Source organism: Propionivibrio sp. (assembly GCF_029255185.1).
In the GTDB taxonomy this organism is placed as follows: domain Bacteria; phylum Pseudomonadota; class Gammaproteobacteria; order Burkholderiales; family Rhodocyclaceae; genus Propionivibrio.
In genome coordinates, this window is sequence record NZ_JAPUVO010000119.1 from 43,184 (window position 1) to 58,613 (window position 15,430).

Sequence of the window (15,430 nt, forward strand, 5' to 3'; positions counted from 1 at the left end):
GCCAACCTTTATGACGTAGCAATATTTGCGGCAGCCACGCCATCCTCCGTTCCAGTGAGCTGGGCGATTTCCTCAATTGACAGGACCATGTTGATATTGAGAATGATGACGAACTTGCCGGCGACCTTGCCCATGCCGAAGATGAAGTCGGCGCGGATGCGGGCGCCGAAGGTCGGCGGCGGTTCGATCTCGCTGCCCGGAATGTCGAGCACCTCCGAAACCGCATCGACCATGATGCCGATGTCGTGACGCATCTCCTCATCCGTGACCTCAACGATAACGATGCAGGTCCGCCGGCCCAATTCGGCCGACTTGCCGCCGAAGCGTGCCGAGAGGTCAATGACCGGTACGACGCTGCCGCGCAGGTTGATGACACCACGAATGAAGTCCGGCATCATCGGAATCTCGGTCAGATTGCCGTATTCGATGATCTCCTTGACGTTGAGAATGCCGACGGCGAACATTTCGCCGCCGAGTGCGAAGGTCAGGTACTGGGAAGGCGCTTCGACTACCTTGACGGCGACGGCCTCTCCCTTGGTGTGCACGAGTTGTCCCATGATGGTTCCTTAAAAGCGCTCGAAGTCACCGTCGTGGATTTGCACAGTCCCCATCCGCGAACTTCCCGCCGCCATGCTGCGGGCGGGTGGCGCAGGCTTATGTGTGCTGCGTGTAGTACGCGCGCCATGATCGAGCTTAAAGAAGGTCATGGTCTGTTGAAGTTCGCTGGCCTGGGCACCGAGTTCTTCGGCAGTGGCGGCGAGTTCCTCGGAGGCCGACGCATTCTGCTGCGTGGTTTGGTTGAGCTGACCCATGGCGCCGTTGATCTGGGCGACACCGGAGCTTTGTTCCTGGCTGGCTGAGGCGATTTCCTGGACGAGGTCGGAGGTCTTGCGGATCGACGGCACCATTTCGGTGAGCAAGGCCCCGGCACGTTCGGCCTGTTTGACCGACGAGCTGGCGAGGTTGCCGATTTCCTGGGCAGCAATTTGTGAGCGTTCAGCCAGTTTTCGCACTTCGGCGGCGACGACGGCGAAGCCCTTGCCGTGATCGCCGGCACGCGCTGCTTCAATCGCCGCATTCAAGGCCAGCAGGTTGGTCTGGTAAGCGATGTCGTCGATGATGCCGATCTTGCCGGCGATGCTCTTCATATCTTCGACCGTCTTGCTCACTGCGTCACCACCCTCGGCGGCCTCCTTGGCGGATTTGGACGCCATGCCGTCGGTTATTTTGGCATTCTCGGTGTTTTGCGAGATCGAGGCGGTCATCTGTTCCATCGACGAGGTGGTTTCCTCGACCGAGGCGGCTTGCTCGGATGACGACTGGGAGAGCGACTGTGCGGTGGCCGAGACCTGGGCTGCGGCATTGGTCAGCGCGTCGGCGGCGGTGTTGATCTGGGTGATCGTTTCGCTGAGTTTGGCGATAGTATTGTTGATGGCGTCCTTGAGGGTGGCGAAGTCACCCTGATAGGCCTTGGTGATGGTCTGCGTCATGTCGCCATGTTCCATTGCCGCCAACACGCGCTGTACCTCCTGAATCGGTGGAACGACATTGTTGAGAATGTCATTGACCCCATTCACCAACTGGTTCCAACCACCGACGAAGAGGTCGGCATTGGCACGCTTTTCAAGTTCGCCCGCAGCAGCGCCTTTGATCAGAATGTCGGTCTGGGCAAGCAGGTCGCTCATCATTTTGACCATGTTATTGAGGTTGTTCTTGATGATGTTGTACTGGCCCTTGTATTCGGTGGTGATGGCCGGCGGGATGATGCCCTTGGCGACCTTGTCGACGTAGTCGGCGGTGACGTTCATCGGATTGACGATGTTGGTGATCGCTTCATTGACACCCTTGACAAGCTGGTTCCAACCGCCGACAAACATGTCGGCGTTGGCGCGCTTGTCGAGTTCGCCGTCGGCGGCACCCTTGATGATAATGTCGGTCTGAGCAAGCAGGTCGCTCATCATCTTGACCATGTTATTGAGGTTATTTTTGATGATGTTGTACTGACCCTTGTATTCGGTGGTGATGACAGGCGGGATGATGCCCTTGGCGACCTTGTCGACGTAGTCGGCGGTGACGTTCATCGGATTGACGATGTTGGTGATCGCTTCATTGACGCCCGTGACGAGCTGGTTCCAGCCGCCGACAAACATGTCGGCGTTGGCACGCTTGTCGAGCTCGCCGTCGGCGGCACCCTTGATGATGATGTCGGTCTGAGCCAGAAGGTCGCTCATCATCTTGACCAGGTTGTTGAGGTTGCCCTTGATGATGTTGAAGTCACCGTTGTAGCTGTCGGTGATGATGGGTGGAATAACGCCTTTTGAAATGTCGTCGACATACCTGGCGGTGACGTTGAGCGGGCCGATCACGGCATCCAGGGTGTTGTTCACCCCAGTGACAACTTTCTGGAAATCGCCCTGGTGCTTGGAGGCATCAGCACGGGTGGCCAGGCGGCCTTCGACGGCAGCAGCGGACAGTGAGTCGGCGTCGGCGACCATGCGCTGAATCGCCGCCTGAATGGCTTCGATGGCCTTGGCCAACAGGCCGACTTCATCCCTGCTGCGAAAGTCCAGTTTAAAGTTGAGGTCGCCAACAGCCATTTTGTTTAAAGCATCGACCAGCTTGGCCGTCGGTCCGGTTATCGAACGGACGATCAGGAAGGCGAGAAGCAAAGTGATCAGCACTGCCCCTAAGGTTAAGCCGATAGCCAGTGTCCGTGTTGATTGAGCAAGGCTTTCAGCTTCGGCGCCCACTTTTTCGGAAAGTTCGAACTGGTAATCTGCGAACGCGTTGGTCTGTTTGAGATACTCGTTAAAAAGCGGTCGGTATTCGGTAGCAAAATATTTGGCAGCCTCGTCCCACTGTTTTGCCTTGACTTGTTCTTCAAACTTGACCATTACAATAGCATAGGCATGGCGTGCTTCAACAACCGCGGAGAGAGCGGCCTTGCCTTTGTCGCCATAACTGAGTTTGTTCAGGGACTCCATGATTGTGTTTACCCTCTTGCTCATTTCAAGACGGCGATCACTTTCAACGCGCGTTGTCTCATCGTTTTTATAAATCAGAATGTTGCGGTGAGCGCGGCCAACCGTGTTGATTGCGTCGACAATGTCGTTGGCCAGTTTGGTCTTGACGTTCTTGTCATTGACCAGAGAAGAGATTTCGGTTTGCAACTCGCTGACGCGGGTAATGCTGATGGCGGCGAGCACAATCATCAGGATGAGCGTGACGGCGAAGCCGATGCCTAGGCGGACGCCGATTTTCAGATTCTTGAACATGATTTACCTCCCGGATTGGACTGCTGGTGAATTACTGGTGAGTGCAGAAAACGATGGGTTGTTCCGGTGCGGCAGCAAACGCTCCTCTTCAGAGCGGGTGACGATATTCACCAGCGCCGCGACATCAAGGATGAGCGCCACTTCGCCGCTGCCAAGAATGGTCGAACCGCCGATGCCGCGCAAATGGGCGAACATGCGACCGAGCGGTTTGATGACGGTCTGGAATTCGCCCATCAACTGGTCGACCACGATGCCGGCGCGCTGCCCGGAAAACTGGACGACGACAATGCTTTCGCGCGCTGGTGCCTGACCTTCCGTCTCGAACAATTCGCGCAGGCGGACAAAAGGCAGCGCTTCACCGCGCAGATTGAGGAAGTTGCGGTCACCGGTGAGATTTTTGTGCTCAATGCACTCGACGACCGAATCAAGCGGAATGACGTAAGAGGCCTTTTCGATGCCGACCAGGAAGCCGTCGATAATCGCCAACGTCAGCGGCAGGCGGATGGTGAAGGTCGATCCCTCGCCTTCGACCGAGCTCACTTCGACGGTGCCGCGCAGCGACAAGATGTTGCGCCGAACAACGTCCATGCCGACGCCGCGCCCAGAGAGCTTGGATACTTTTTCGACGGTCGAGAAACCGGGTTCGAAAATAAGGTTGACCAATTCGTTGTCGGAGAGCGTATCGCCGGGCTGGATTAGTTCGCGTTCAATCGCTTTGGCGCGGATTCTTTCGCGGTTGAGCCCGCCACCGTCGTCCGATACCTGAATGACGATAATTCCCGAGTCGTGGTAGGCGTTAAGCGAAACGCGGCCGCAGGCCGGCTTGCCGCGCTCAAGGCGGACAGCAGCCGATTCGATACCGTGATCGAGCGAATTGCGTACCAGGTGCATGAGCGGGTCGCCGATCTTTTCGACAACCGTCTTGTCGAGCTCGGTTTCAGCGCCGCTGATCGAGAGCTCGATTTCCTTGCCCAGTTCCTTGGCCACGTCGCGCACGACGCGATTAAAGCGCGTGAAAGTGTCGCCGATCTGCACCATGCGCAGTTGCAGCGCCGAATCACGGATGCTTTCAACAAGGCGTGAAAGTACCGAGGTAGCTTCAACGAGTTCGCTCTGGCGACTTTTGAGCGCCAGCAAATTGGCCGAGGCGCCGGCGATCACCAGTTCGCCGACCAGGTCGATGAGTTCATCAAGCTTGTCGGCATGGACACGAACCAGTTGCGCTTCGTGCGCTTTTTTCTCGATGATCTGGGTTTGCTTGACGATGGCGGCGTCGACGATCTCCTTGTGTACTACCTTGCTCTCGACCAGGATTTCGCCCAGTGGCGGCTGATCGCATTCCCGGGCGGTGGCCGCCGAACCGGTTTTCTGAGCCTGCAGCCCCTGGTCGATTTCGCCCTGTGTCAAGGCGCCGCAGCGCACCAGCATTTCGCCGATGCGCATCGGGTCTTCCGGCAGTTCCTTGAGCAGGCGAATGTAGTCGGCCACATTACTGTGCGGTGGCAGGATACGCAGATCGCATTCTTCGCTGACGAAATTGAAGACGTTTTCGATATCGGCTTTGGTCGCCTTGGTCTGGAGGCGGATCTCAAAACCCAGGTAGCAGGATTCGGGATCCATGTCAGCGGCAGCCGGTATGGCGTCGGCGATGGTCTCGATGCCGATGATTTCACCCAGGCTGCCAAGGTAGCGGATGAAGGAGAGCGGGTCCATGCCACCGCGCAGGACGTTGCGACCGAAACGCACCGAGATGTGCCAACTGTCGGTGTTGACGACGCCGCCGCCATAGCTTTCAACTTCGACCAAATCGTCGTGTAGCGCAATGCCGGATTGGCCGGTGGTGGAGGGCTGCACGGCGTCGAGAATCTCTTTCAGGCGCAGGGTCAGGGCCGTGCCGCGCGCGAGCAGGTCGGCGGCGGGTTCGGCTTGTTGCGCAGCGAGTACGCCGATCAGGTTGCCCATGTGGTCGCAGCATTCAAGCAGCAGGGTGGTCAACGGCGGGCTAACGGCAATCTCGGAATTGCGCAGTGAGTCGAGCAGGTTTTCAACAAAGTGCGTGAAGGTGACGATGAAGTGGCATTCGACCACCCCAGCGCCGCCCTTGATGGTATGTGCGGCGCGGAAAATGCCGTTAATGTTGTCGTGATCGTCCGGGGTCTGTTCGAGTCGCAACAGGCGCGCTTCCATTTCGGCGAGCTGCTCGCGGCTTTCCTGAACATATACGTTGGTCAGTTCGTCCATGCGCTTCTCCGTTCACTCTCCGTTCATTCTCCGCTCAGGACGCTTCGGCTGCCGGGATGACCAGCGGGTCGCCGAGCTCTGCGGCGAGCTTGCAAAAGTCGATCACCGAGCGCACCGACTGGCTGTGCGCGACGATGGAAAGCCGCTTGCCGGTGCGTTGCGCCTCTTTTTTGAGCAGGATTAGCAGTTGCAGTCCGGCGGTGTCGATCTGGTTGACCTGGAGCAGGTCAAGTTCAAGGTCATCGGTGCTGTCCAGGGCGTCGAGCAATTTGTTTTTTTGCTCAAGCGCGTGGTAGATAGTCAAATCCTGGGTGAGTGAAAGGAGTTGGGTCGTGGACATGATGAACTCTCTGGGGCAAACTGAAGCAACTCGATTGAGCTGGCCTTGGCGGCGTGCGCCAGCCTTACTTGATGACCAGCTTGATGGTGTTGAGCAACTCGTCGGCAGTCGCCGGTTTGACGATCCAGCCCGAGGCGCCGGCAGCCTTGGCCTCAAGCTTTCTCGATTGCTGCGATTCAGTGGTCAGGAAAAGAATCGGAACAAACTTGTAGTCCGGCAGTTTGCGTACTTCTTTGATCAGCTCAATCCCGTCCATTCCGGGCATGTTGAGGTCGGTGATGAGCAGGTTGATTTTGACCCCGGCGTTGAATTTTTTGAGTGCCTCCTCCGAGTTGGCGGCCCTTTCGACTGTGTAGCCAGCCTTGTTCAGTATGCTAGAGATACTCAACAAGATTGTGGCTGAATCATCAACTAGCATGATCGTGCTCATGGTGCCCCTCTTTTGACTATTCCCGGCGTTGTACGCAGCCGATGTTCCAATGTGACGAAGGTCAGATACCCCTTCTTCCTTTACCCAAAGTACATGGTCTCAAAAATCCTTTACCTTGTGCATCCGTGGAAACCGCATAAAACTGCGGGAACTACGGAGTCGATTTTGGTCCAGCTTAGCCTTTCAATGCGGCGCTCAGCGAGGCGACCTCCGCAGCCGATTCGGCAAGGATGCTGGTCAGCGTTTCGTCGTCGATCAGCACGTCCAGTTCGACGTCCATTCCCTTGCGACTCATCCCGGCCAGGGCGTCGATTGGCGATTCGATTGGCGATAGTTGGTTGGCCAGCAATAGCGTGTCGCCGAGCGAGGATGGCGGCATAGCCAGGAAGCCTGACCACAGGGTCTCCATGGCGTCGAGAATGTGTGTCGGCACTTCCAGAGCCTGTAGCACGGCACGCCCGACACTGGCTTCGCCTTCGCCGTGCCAGAGTTCGAGATCGCGGGTCAGCAGGCCGGGAAAGGTGCTGGCGCGGGCGATCAGGTAGAAGCTGCCAACTTCATGCACGATGCCAGCGAAGAAGGCGGCATCCGGGTTTTGCCGGGTGACGCGGCGGGCGATGACGCGTGCCAGTGAGGCGACGCTGGCGGTGTGTTCCCAGAGCTTGGCGGCCAGTGCACGGTGCTCTTCCACTTTCGACATTTCTTTCATCTGGCGCACGATGACGGCGGCGGCGAGCGCGCGCAGGGTGGCGAAACCGAGCCGCGCGATGGCGCTCTTAAGCTCGGTGATGGCGCGGCCGCCGGGGTTGTAGGCGACCGAATTGGCGATGGCAAGAACACGTGTGACAAGGATCGGTTCGGCGCAGACCAGCTTGCCAAGCGCGTCGATGGCACAGTCGGGATCGTCAAGCATGCGTTGCACACGCAAGGCGATTTCAGTATGCGTGGGGAAGACGATGTCGCCGCGTGCGGCGTCGGCCGCTATGGCGTCGAGAGCTGAGCGAACGTCCATCATTGAACTTCCTTGGTGAGGTTGGCGCCGTGGCTGACAATGGCCGCCGGGATCTGATCGAGGGGCAGGGTCAAATCAACGGCCCCCAGCTTGATGGCTTCCTTTGGCATGCCGAAAACAACACAACTGGCTTCGTCCTGGGCGATGGTCCGGGCCCCGGCGTCATGCATTTCTTTGAGGCCGCGTGCGCCGTCATCACCCATTCCGGTCATGATAATGCCCAGCGCATTGGCGCCAGCGAACTTGGCGACCGAGCGGAACAGGACGTCCACCGACGGTTTGTGACGATTGACCAGCGGTCCGTCGATGACGTCGACGATGTACTGCGTACCGTTGCGCCTGAGCATCATGTGCTTTCCGCCGGGGGCGATGAGCGCACGGCCGGGTATCACCTGGTCACCGTTCTGAGCTTCACGTACCTCGATCTGGGAGAGGGTATGCAGGCGTTCGGCGAACATCGCGGTGAATACAGCCGGCATGTGCTGGACGATGACTATCCCCAGGCTGGTGGCCGGCAGGCGCGTGAGGACGGCTTCGAGTGCATGTGTGCCGCCGGTCGAGGTGCCGATGGCGATGACCTGGTCAGTGGTGCGTTTGAGCGCCGGGGTGTAGTTGGCGCTGAGTACGGCGTCGGCCGACAGTTTGGGGCGGTTGCTGGTCATGCCGAGGGTGCGCACGTTGGCTTTTGCTGCGCTAAGTACGGCCTGCACGATGTCGCCGGAGGCGTCTTCAAGAAAGCTTTTGAGACCGAACTTGGGTTTGGTGATGATCGCCACGGCGCCAGCCGCCAGGGCTTTGAAGGTCGCTTGCGTGCCCTGTTCGGCGAGCGAGGAACAAACGACCACCGGCGTCGGGTGCTCGGCCATGATTTTCTTGAGGAAGGTGATGCCGTCCATGCGCGGTGTTTCGATGTCGATGATCAGTACATCCGGCCATATCAAACGCATTTTCTCAAGTGCGAGAATGGGGTCGGAGGTGGCGGCAATGACTTCGATGCCGGGGTCGCTAACTAGCGCCTGGGTGACGAACTGGCGTACCACCGCCGATTCATCAACGATCATCACCTTGATTTTATCCACCATGGCCGCTCCTGATTTTGGCGCCGGCGCCTTCCGGGAAAGCTAGCCAGACCTCGCCGCTCCAGAGGTCGAAGTGCAGCTTGCGCCGCCCGCTGCCAGCCACATGTTCAGCGATCAGGGCGATATGCCGGGAGGCTAGAAGACGGTGCGCGTAGTCGATGTTGCGGGCGCCGATGTCCATGCCCTTGCCTTTGCCACCCGTGAACATGTTGGCGCCACCGAACAGCTTGGCCTGGTACTCGCTGGGGCGTGTTCCGGCCGCTTCGACATGCTGCAGAAAAAGATCGAAGGCTTCGCTGGCGTAACGGCCATCGAGCGCGCTATCCGGCGTGCGCGGGCGTTCGGTCATCATGTAGTGGCACATGCCGCCGATGCGTTGGCGCGGGTGCCAGAGGGTGATCGACACGCAGGAGCCAAGCAGGGTCGAGATGCGCGTCTGGCCACTGCCGAAATGGAAGTCACCGGGCCGCAGGACGACGGTGTGAGCGGCTTCGGTGGTGTGTGGTATGTGGGTCATTCTGGATGATTCTCTTATTCACCGCAAAGCCGCAAAGGACGCGGAGTGCCGCAAAGGGAATCAAGGACTTGTCCTTGCTGGCCGCCATTGATAGTCCTATCACCACAAGTGGAAAATAAAAAGACCCTAAATCCGTTCTTCTTTGCGATCTTCGCGCCTTTGCGCCTTCGCGGTGAAATCATGAGGTTCATGGTTTGCGGTAGATCGTCGGACGGATGGCGGTGACGTGGTCGGTGATGCCGTTGAGTGTTTCGGAATGGCCGATGATCAGGTGGCCGCCGGGCTGTAGCCGGGGTAGCAGGTTGTGCACGACCCGGGTCTTGGTCTGTGCGTCGAAGTAGATCATCACGTTGCGCAGAAAGATGACTTCGAACTCGCCAATGTCGGCGTCGACTGGATGCATCAGGTTAATCTGGTGGAAGCTGGTTTTCTTGCGCAGTTCCGGCGTGATGAGAAAGGTTCCGGAATTCGAGCGAACGCCTTTCAGGCAGTATTTGCGCATGTGTCCCGGCGGGATGCCTTCGGTGCGCGCCAGCGAATAATGACCGGCAGCGGCTTTGGCCAGGACCTTGCTGCTGATGTCCGAGCCGACGATTTCCCACGGGGTGTTGGGGAGTGCCTCAGCCAATGTCATGGCGATTGAATAGGCTTCTTCGCCGCTCGAACTGGCCGCGCTCCAGACGCGAAAGGTCGACGGGCTGGTGTGCGTGGCAAGAATTTCGTTGCGCAGGAAATCGAAATGCTTGGGCTCGCGGAAGAAGTAGGTCTCGTTGGTGGTCAGCAGGTCGACCATGGTCTGGATTTCTTCCGGAAAGTTGCCGGTGGCCAGCATCCGGTAGTAGTCGCCAAAGCTCGATAGCTCGTACTGCTTCAGTCGTCGGGTAAGACGGCCGACGAGCAGGATTTTTTTTGCGTCGCTCAGACTGATCCCGGCAATTTTGTAGATCAGGCGCTGGAACAGCCCGAATTCCTGGTCGGTAATGGTGGCATTGATCATCAGAAGAGCTCGATCTTGTGGTCGGCAGCTTTCGGTTTCTGCAACAGCATTTCGGCGTAGGCGCGCTCTTCACGGGCAATTACTTCGGCATTAACCATATTGGTCACCAGGCGCTTGCAGAAGGCTTCACCGTTAAAAGGGAGAAAAATTATTTTTCGCGACCAAGGGCCGAGGAAGTCGGAGGAGCGCAGCGGGATGCCCTCGCGCACAAGCCAATCTTTGGCGAAATTTGCGTTACGCAAACCGATACTCAGGGAGCCTGCGTCGGTATCGATGATGGTGCCGCCGCCAAACGCCTTAGCTTGTAGGCGCGCCTTCTTTGCCCCCTTGCCCAGCAAGGCGTTGAGCAGAGCCTCCATGGCGAAATCGCCGGACAGCATGGAGTCGACGTCGCCGTGTTTGCTGCGGCCCATGTCGGGCAGCATGAAGTGGTTGATCCCGCCGATCTTCAATTGCGGATCGAAAAGGCAGACGGCGACGCAGGAGCCGAGCAGGGTGGACAGGGGCTTCTCGCTGTCGATCAGCCAGGCTCCCGGCTGTACGACGCGGGCGTAACGCTCGATATCCTTTACCGGCAGGCTGGCGTAATCCAGGGTAATTATCTCGGGCAGGCTCGCTGACGGTTAGTTGCTGCGCAACTGAGCGAGATTGTCGTTCAGGCGTTGCAGCACCACCTGCGTTTCGTTGTCGCGATTGAGCAACTTGACCATCTGGTCCATGAAATTGCCGACCAGGTCTTGCAAGAATTTTTCCTGAATGTCGGTCAGCCCAAGGCGGTAGAAGGAGTTTAATAGCGTTTTCTGGAGCTCGTCGATGAGTTTGGAACTGGCGGTGGTATTGCCCTGCTGCACCTCGCGCAGTGACATGAGCGTGTCGCCAATGTCTTTCAGTGCGGTCTGGATGCCCATCTGGGCGAGGCGGTTGTCCTCTTCCATCTGCAGCGCTTTTAGTCGCGAGTCGACTCCCTGTGCGGCAACAGATAGGTGATCACGCAAGCGTCCGCAAAAGTCTGGATCGTCCTTCGGCAGGTTATTAACCATTACTGTTACGCGCTCGAAGTTGTGCACGCTACGCTTGTGGAACTCGAAAATGCGCCCCTGGTCACGAAGGTGTTCAATGATGGAGACCTCAAGTGGCAGATTTTGTCCAGCTGCGCTAAGTGTTTGCGTAGCGCTGCTAAGCCGTGTCTGCACGACACCGTCGAGCTTGAAGCGTTGCATCAGTTCGAGCAGGCCGATGGCGATCTCTTCGGCGCTGTCCATGGCGATCAGCTTGCTCATGAACTGGAGCAAAATGCCGGTCTCGTCCATGCTGGCTATGACCATTGAGGACAGTAGTTCGGCATCTTCAAGCCTGGCGGCCAGAGAGCGCTGATTGAGCATCAGGTTTTGCGCCACCATGAGCTTGCGCAAGAGTTCTTCGGGTTCGAAGGGCTTGACGATGAAATCTGCGCCACCGGCCTCGTAGCCCTGCACGCGATCCTCGATCCCGTCGTGGCCGGAGAGGAAAGTTACCGGCGTCAGGCGCAGCGCGGAATCATCTTTGATTTGGCGACAGAGGGTGTAGCCGTCCATGCCGGGCAGGCTGACATCGAGCAGAAAGAAGTCGGGTTTTTCCGTTGCCAGCCGCGCCAGGCAGTCTTCGGCGCTGGCAAAAGTCTGTACCTGGTAGTCGGGTTCGAGGGTGGTGCTAATGATTTCAAGAACGAGTGGGTCATCGTCGACAACAAATACCGTGAAAGACTGATCCATTGCTTGCCTCCTGTTATGTACGTTAGATGATTCAGTCGCGGTCTATTGCCCGCTTTCCCCCAGTGACGCTGAAATCGCCCGGCTCATCTCGTCGACCGTGCGCTCAAGCTCTTCAAGCCAGAGGTTGGTGGGTTCTCCACTTTTCAGAGCCATTTCTAGCGACAGCGCGATTGAGTGCAGTTCGACCATGCCTAGCATTCCGCTTCGCCCCTTGAAGGCATGGGTTAGCTTGGTTGCCGTATCCGTTGCGCCAGCGCTGATCGCCGCACGAATCTGGCTGGTGGCGGTCGGCCCGTGAGTAACGAACTCGACAAGCCAGTGCCGGTAACGTGCCTCATCTCCAGCAAAGCGGGCGAGTGCTTCCCGGGTATGCACCCCGGGCAGGGTGAGCCCGCCGGAAGGCGGTGGCGTGTGCGTTTCGTTCATGCCAAGATCCTTTTTGTGCTCAGAGGCTGTGAATTAATGGATAAACGCCTCCCAAGCCGTCATTCCGGCGCAAGCCGGAATCCAGTGCCTTCCTCTGATATCCATAAAACAATCAGATAAACGAGCTAGACCCCGGCTTCCGCCGGGGTGACGAGCGTGGGAATCAGACAGTAATGATTTTTTCACAAACCCTCAGGGGTTACCAAGGATTACCTATTGGGATGACATGCTCCCAGAGTCGGCACTATTTGTGCATCCGTAGTTTGTGCAGCAAACGGCGGAAACTACGGAGCCATCGGTACGAAAACCCACGGCTAGCGTTTTCCGATGCTGGGGTCGGCAGCATCGAACTCGCGCCATAGCCCGTCGATCAGCCCTTCGATCGGCCGGAAGTTGGCTTTGTAGGCCATTTTCCGGCTGTCGCGAATCCAGTAGCCAAGGTACAGGTAGGGCAGGCTGTTGGCAGCGCATTGAGCGATCTGCCAAAGGATATTGTAGGTGCCCAGGCTGGCGCCATCGATATCGGGGTCGTAGAAGGTGTAAACCGAGGACAGGCCATCATTCAGTATGTCGATGATGCTCACCATGCGCAGCAGGCCGTTCTCGGTAAATTCGATTAGCCGGCTGTCGACGCGGCTTTGCAGTAGGAAGTTGGCATATTGTTCATGGTCGTCCTGATCCATGCCGCCGCCGGCGTGTCGCGCTTCCTGATAACGCAGGTAGAGCTGGTAATGTTCGGCGAAGTATATAAGCGGCAGTTCACGGGCTTGTACGCCGTCATGGTTTTTCAGGCAGCGCCGCTGGCTACGGTTGGGCGCAAAGCGGGCGATTGGCAGACGCACTGGTATGCAGGCCTGGCAGGCTTCGCAGTTGGGGCGGTAGGTAAATACGCCGCTGCGGCGAAAGCCTTGGCGCATCAGGTCGCCGTAAATTTCGCTGGTGATCAGATGCGGCGGCGTGGCGACTTGCGAGATGGCCCGCTCACCCGGCAGGTAGCTGCACGGATAGGCTGCCGTGCTGTAGTACTGCAACAGCGAAAAGGGCAGTTCGGAGTCGCCCATGCGTGACATTTCAGCTCCAGTTCCGGATGGCGCCATCGATCGCCCAGCGGTCGCTAACGGGCGGGATGGTGGTCAGTTCGTACAGTCGGGCAATGAACTCGCTGCGCGGAATTTCGCGGGCGCCGAGCGAGGCCAGGTGCGACGTTGTCATCTGGCAGTCGATTAGGCCGAAGCCCTGGGTCTCGAGAAAGCAGGCCAGGTGCGCGAGGGCGATCTTCGAGGCGTCGGTGACATGCGAGAACATCGATTCTCCGTAAAACATCTTGCCGATGGCCAGGCCATAAAGACCGCCGACCAGTTTGTCATCAAGCCACGTTTCGACCGAGTGGGCGAAGCCAAGTTCATGCAATGTGCAGTAGGCGGCCTGCATTGCGGTGCTGATCCAGGTTCCCGCCTGGCCTTTGCGCCGTGTTCTGGCGCAGGCACGGATGACCGTTGGGAAACTGCTGTCGAGTCTGATCTGGTACCTGCCGGCGCGCAGTGTTCGGCGCAGCGAGCGCGACAGTTTCAACTCGGCCGGAACGAGCACCATGCGCGGGTCGGGGCTCCACCAGAGGATGGGTTCGCCTGGCGAATACCAGGGAAAGATGCCATTCCGATAAGCTTGTACGATGCGTTGCGGCGAAAGGTCGCCGCCAGCGCAGAGCAGGCCGTTTGGTTCGCCGAGGGCGAGTGCTAACGGCGGAAACGCATCGGTGCTGTCAAGCCAGGGAATCATCGCCGGATATTGATCTGCTGCGGTGTAGCGCTTGTCGGCGTGAGAAAGGCGACGACATGGTCGACGTCGAGCCGGATGCCGATGTGTTCGCCGATGGCATGGTTGTGGTGCGAAGGGACGAGCGAGAGCAGTTCGGCGCCGCTGTCCAGCCGCAAGGTGTAGAGAAATTCGGCGCCGCGAAAGGCGCGGTTCAGAACTTCGGCCTGCAAGGCGCTGCGGTCATCATGAATGACGTCGTCCGGGCGCAGCAGCACGTCGATGCGACAGCCCTTGCCGCAGGCAGCGCAGCCTTGCAGGCAGGCGAGCGGCAGGCTCGATTCGAGCAGGCCAAGTTCGACCTCGACACGATGTTCGTCAATGACCGTGCCGGGCAAGAAAACACCCTGACCGACGAAATCGGCGACAAAGCGGTTGGCCGGGCGGTGATACAGGTTATAGGGCGTAGCCCACTGCTGGATTTTGCCATCGGCCATGACGCCAATTTCATCGGCCATGGCAAAGGCTTCGTGCTGGTCGTGCGTCACCAGAACGGCGGTCATGCCTTCGCTCTTGAGGATGTTGCGCACTTCGAGCGATAGACGTTCGCGCAGGTCGACGTCAAGATTGGAAAACGGCTCGTCGAGCAGGATCAGTTGCGGGCGCGGGGCCAGGGCGCGAGCCAGGGCAACTCGCTGCTGCTGGCCGCCGGAAAGTTCATGCGGGTAGTTGCCGCCCTGGCCATCAAGGCCGACAGTGGTCAGTAACTCATTGATGCGCGCCTGGCATTGGCTGTTCGGGAGCGCCGACAGGCCAAAGCCAATGTTGGCGGCAACCGTCAGGTGCGGGAAGAGTGCATAGTCCTGAAAGACCATGCCGATGCGCCGTTGCTCGGGCGCGACGCGGAAACCGGCGTGAGTGACCAGCGCGCCTTCGACGCGAATTTCCCCCTCGGCGATCGGTTCGAAGCCGGCGATGCAGCGCAGCAGAGTCGTCTTGCCACAGCCCGAGGGGCCGAGCAGACAGGCGATGCTGCCCGCTTCGACATTAAAGCTGACGCCATCGACAACGGTGTGTGATGCGTAACGCTGAACAATGTTGTGGAGTTCGAGATGAGCCATCGGATAAGGTGAAAAATCAGATTGCGTAGATGATGTTTGAAACATCGAGCAGAATCACAGAAATCGCCTTGTATCATACATACACTTGGAAACTTCTCGAACCGGAGCTTTCCCACAGATTCTACTGACGAGGCAATTTATTAGCGTTTTAACCGGACAGTCGTGGTTTGGCATAGGCTTGGGGGATATGATCGTAGCCCATGTGCTCGCGCACCATGCTGCCATTCTTGCTCTCGGCTAGGACGTTGTCGTTACTGTGTCGCTACAAGTGCCTCCTCGATTTCGCAAGTGCGCGTGATGTTTTGTTGGACAAGGCGAATTTCTGACTCTTCCACCGGCTTGATGCTACTATCCTCCTCCTCCTCCTACGCCGGTCTGCCGCAAGAGAGGATCGCGGCATGATGTCTGGGGTACCCGGCGGACCGCTCATCCCCGTCGATTTTTTGTCCAACTGAACGGGGCCAGCTCTGCTTGCTAACCTGGCCT

At 58.3% G+C, this 15,430-nt stretch carries 16 protein-coding genes; 1 reads left to right on the forward strand and 15 read right to left on the reverse strand.

Annotated elements, in window-relative coordinates:
* Nucleotides 1-8: 8 nt before the first annotated feature.
* The 10 genes from Q1J43_RS11085 to Q1J43_RS11130 form a co-directional block, all read right to left on the reverse strand.
* The gene (locus tag Q1J43_RS11085) at nucleotides 9-557 is read right to left on the reverse strand and encodes a chemotaxis protein CheW (RefSeq protein WP_301102559.1); all 549 of its coding nucleotides are present in this window, start codon (nucleotides 555-557) and stop codon (nucleotides 9-11) included.
* Nucleotides 558-566: 9 nt separating this feature from the next.
* Nucleotides 567-3,275, reverse strand: coding sequence for a methyl-accepting chemotaxis protein (locus Q1J43_RS11090; RefSeq protein ID WP_301102560.1), 2,709 nt, complete (start codon nucleotides 3,273-3,275; stop codon nucleotides 567-569).
* 3 nt (nucleotides 3,276-3,278) lie between these two features.
* Nucleotides 3,279-5,516, reverse strand: a complete 2,238-nt coding sequence (locus tag Q1J43_RS11095) for a chemotaxis protein CheA (RefSeq protein WP_301102561.1) — start codon at nucleotides 5,514-5,516, stop codon at nucleotides 3,279-3,281.
* A gap of 34 nt (nucleotides 5,517-5,550) precedes the next feature.
* The gene (locus tag Q1J43_RS11100) at nucleotides 5,551-5,856 is read right to left on the reverse strand and encodes an STAS domain-containing protein (protein ID WP_301102562.1); all 306 of its coding nucleotides are present in this window, start codon (nucleotides 5,854-5,856) and stop codon (nucleotides 5,551-5,553) included.
* A gap of 64 nt (nucleotides 5,857-5,920) precedes the next feature.
* On the reverse strand, nucleotides 5,921-6,286 hold the full coding sequence (locus tag Q1J43_RS11105) for a response regulator (RefSeq protein WP_301102563.1): 366 nt from the start codon (nucleotides 6,284-6,286) through the stop codon (nucleotides 5,921-5,923).
* Nucleotides 6,287-6,461: 175 nt separating this feature from the next.
* Nucleotides 6,462-7,301, reverse strand: coding sequence for an HDOD domain-containing protein (locus tag Q1J43_RS11110; RefSeq protein WP_301102564.1), 840 nt, complete (start codon nucleotides 7,299-7,301; stop codon nucleotides 6,462-6,464).
* The gene (locus Q1J43_RS11115) at nucleotides 7,298-8,380 is read right to left on the reverse strand and encodes a chemotaxis response regulator protein-glutamate methylesterase (RefSeq protein WP_301102565.1); all 1,083 of its coding nucleotides are present in this window, start codon (nucleotides 8,378-8,380) and stop codon (nucleotides 7,298-7,300) included. The genes Q1J43_RS11110 and Q1J43_RS11115 overlap by 4 nt, the downstream gene beginning before the upstream one ends.
* Entirely contained in the window at nucleotides 8,370-8,894 is a 525-nt protein-coding gene (locus Q1J43_RS11120; RefSeq protein ID WP_301102566.1) for a chemotaxis protein CheD, read from the reverse strand. Before Q1J43_RS11120 ends, Q1J43_RS11115 begins: the two co-directional genes overlap by 11 nt.
* Before the next feature lie 187 nt (nucleotides 8,895-9,081).
* A complete protein-coding gene (locus Q1J43_RS11125; protein WP_301102567.1) occupies nucleotides 9,082-9,891 on the reverse strand; it encodes a protein-glutamate O-methyltransferase CheR in 810 nt (269 codons plus the stop codon).
* Nucleotides 9,891-10,304: a hypothetical protein gene (locus Q1J43_RS11130; protein ID WP_301102568.1), complete on the reverse strand. Its 414-nt coding sequence runs from the start codon at nucleotides 10,302-10,304 to the stop codon at nucleotides 9,891-9,893. The genes Q1J43_RS11125 and Q1J43_RS11130 overlap by 1 nt, the downstream gene beginning before the upstream one ends.
* Here Q1J43_RS11130 and Q1J43_RS11135 point away from each other — a divergent pair.
* A complete protein-coding gene (locus Q1J43_RS11135; RefSeq protein WP_301102569.1) occupies nucleotides 10,287-10,511 on the forward strand; it encodes a hypothetical protein in 225 nt (74 codons plus the stop codon). The genes Q1J43_RS11130 and Q1J43_RS11135 overlap by 18 nt on opposite strands.
* A 3-nt stretch (nucleotides 10,512-10,514) precedes the next feature.
* On the opposite strand, the gene Q1J43_RS11140 is transcribed toward Q1J43_RS11135, so the two are convergent.
* The 5 genes from Q1J43_RS11140 to Q1J43_RS11160 form a co-directional block, all read right to left on the reverse strand.
* Nucleotides 10,515-11,642, reverse strand: coding sequence for a response regulator (locus Q1J43_RS11140; protein ID WP_301102570.1), 1,128 nt, complete (start codon nucleotides 11,640-11,642; stop codon nucleotides 10,515-10,517).
* A gap of 42 nt (nucleotides 11,643-11,684) precedes the next feature.
* Nucleotides 11,685-12,068, reverse strand: a complete 384-nt coding sequence (locus tag Q1J43_RS11145) for an Hpt domain-containing protein (RefSeq protein WP_301102571.1) — start codon at nucleotides 12,066-12,068, stop codon at nucleotides 11,685-11,687.
* Nucleotides 12,069-12,382: 314 nt separating this feature from the next.
* A complete protein-coding gene (locus Q1J43_RS11150; RefSeq protein ID WP_301102572.1) occupies nucleotides 12,383-13,138 on the reverse strand; it encodes an arginyltransferase in 756 nt (251 codons plus the stop codon).
* Between the two features lies 1 nt (nucleotide 13,139).
* Entirely contained in the window at nucleotides 13,140-13,847 is a 708-nt protein-coding gene (gene aat / locus Q1J43_RS11155; RefSeq protein WP_301102573.1) for a leucyl/phenylalanyl-tRNA--protein transferase, read from the reverse strand.
* Nucleotides 13,844-14,944, reverse strand: a complete 1,101-nt coding sequence (locus tag Q1J43_RS11160; RefSeq protein ID WP_301102574.1) for an ABC transporter ATP-binding protein — start codon at nucleotides 14,942-14,944, stop codon at nucleotides 13,844-13,846. The genes aat and Q1J43_RS11160 overlap by 4 nt, the downstream gene beginning before the upstream one ends.
* Nucleotides 14,945-15,430: the final 486 nt, after the last annotated feature.

Coding starts and splice junctions, on each gene's coding strand:
- Q1J43_RS11085 (WP_301102559.1), bottom strand. CDS start 557: ATGGGACAACTCGTGCACACCAAGGGAGAGGCCGTCGCCGTCAAGGTA.
- Q1J43_RS11090 (WP_301102560.1), bottom strand. CDS start 3,275: ATGTTCAAGAATCTGAAAATCGGCGTCCGCCTAGGCATCGGCTTCGCC.
- Q1J43_RS11095 (WP_301102561.1), bottom strand. CDS start 5,516: ATGGACGAACTGACCAACGTATATGTTCAGGAAAGCCGCGAGCAGCTC.
- Q1J43_RS11100 (WP_301102562.1), bottom strand. CDS start 5,856: ATGTCCACGACCCAACTCCTTTCACTCACCCAGGATTTGACTATCTAC.
- Q1J43_RS11105 (WP_301102563.1), bottom strand. CDS start 6,286: ATGAGCACGATCATGCTAGTTGATGATTCAGCCACAATCTTGTTGAGT.
- Q1J43_RS11110 (WP_301102564.1), bottom strand. CDS start 7,301: ATGATGGACGTTCGCTCAGCTCTCGACGCCATAGCGGCCGACGCCGCA.
- Q1J43_RS11115 (WP_301102565.1), bottom strand. CDS start 8,380: ATGGTGGATAAAATCAAGGTGATGATCGTTGATGAATCGGCGGTGGTA.
- Q1J43_RS11120 (WP_301102566.1), bottom strand. CDS start 8,894: ATGACCCACATACCACACACCACCGAAGCCGCTCACACCGTCGTCCTG.
- Q1J43_RS11125 (WP_301102567.1), bottom strand. CDS start 9,891: ATGATCAATGCCACCATTACCGACCAGGAATTCGGGCTGTTCCAGCGC.
- Q1J43_RS11130 (WP_301102568.1), bottom strand. CDS start 10,304: ATGGGCCGCAGCAAACACGGCGACGTCGACTCCATGCTGTCCGGCGAT.
- Q1J43_RS11140 (WP_301102570.1), bottom strand. CDS start 11,642: ATGGATCAGTCTTTCACGGTATTTGTTGTCGACGATGACCCACTCGTT.
- Q1J43_RS11145 (WP_301102571.1), bottom strand. CDS start 12,068: ATGAACGAAACGCACACGCCACCGCCTTCCGGCGGGCTCACCCTGCCC.
- Q1J43_RS11150 (WP_301102572.1), bottom strand. CDS start 13,138: ATGTCACGCATGGGCGACTCCGAACTGCCCTTTTCGCTGTTGCAGTAC.
- aat (WP_301102573.1), bottom strand. CDS start 13,847: ATGATTCCCTGGCTTGACAGCACCGATGCGTTTCCGCCGTTAGCACTC.
- Q1J43_RS11160 (WP_301102574.1), bottom strand. CDS start 14,944: ATGGCTCATCTCGAACTCCACAACATTGTTCAGCGTTACGCATCACAC.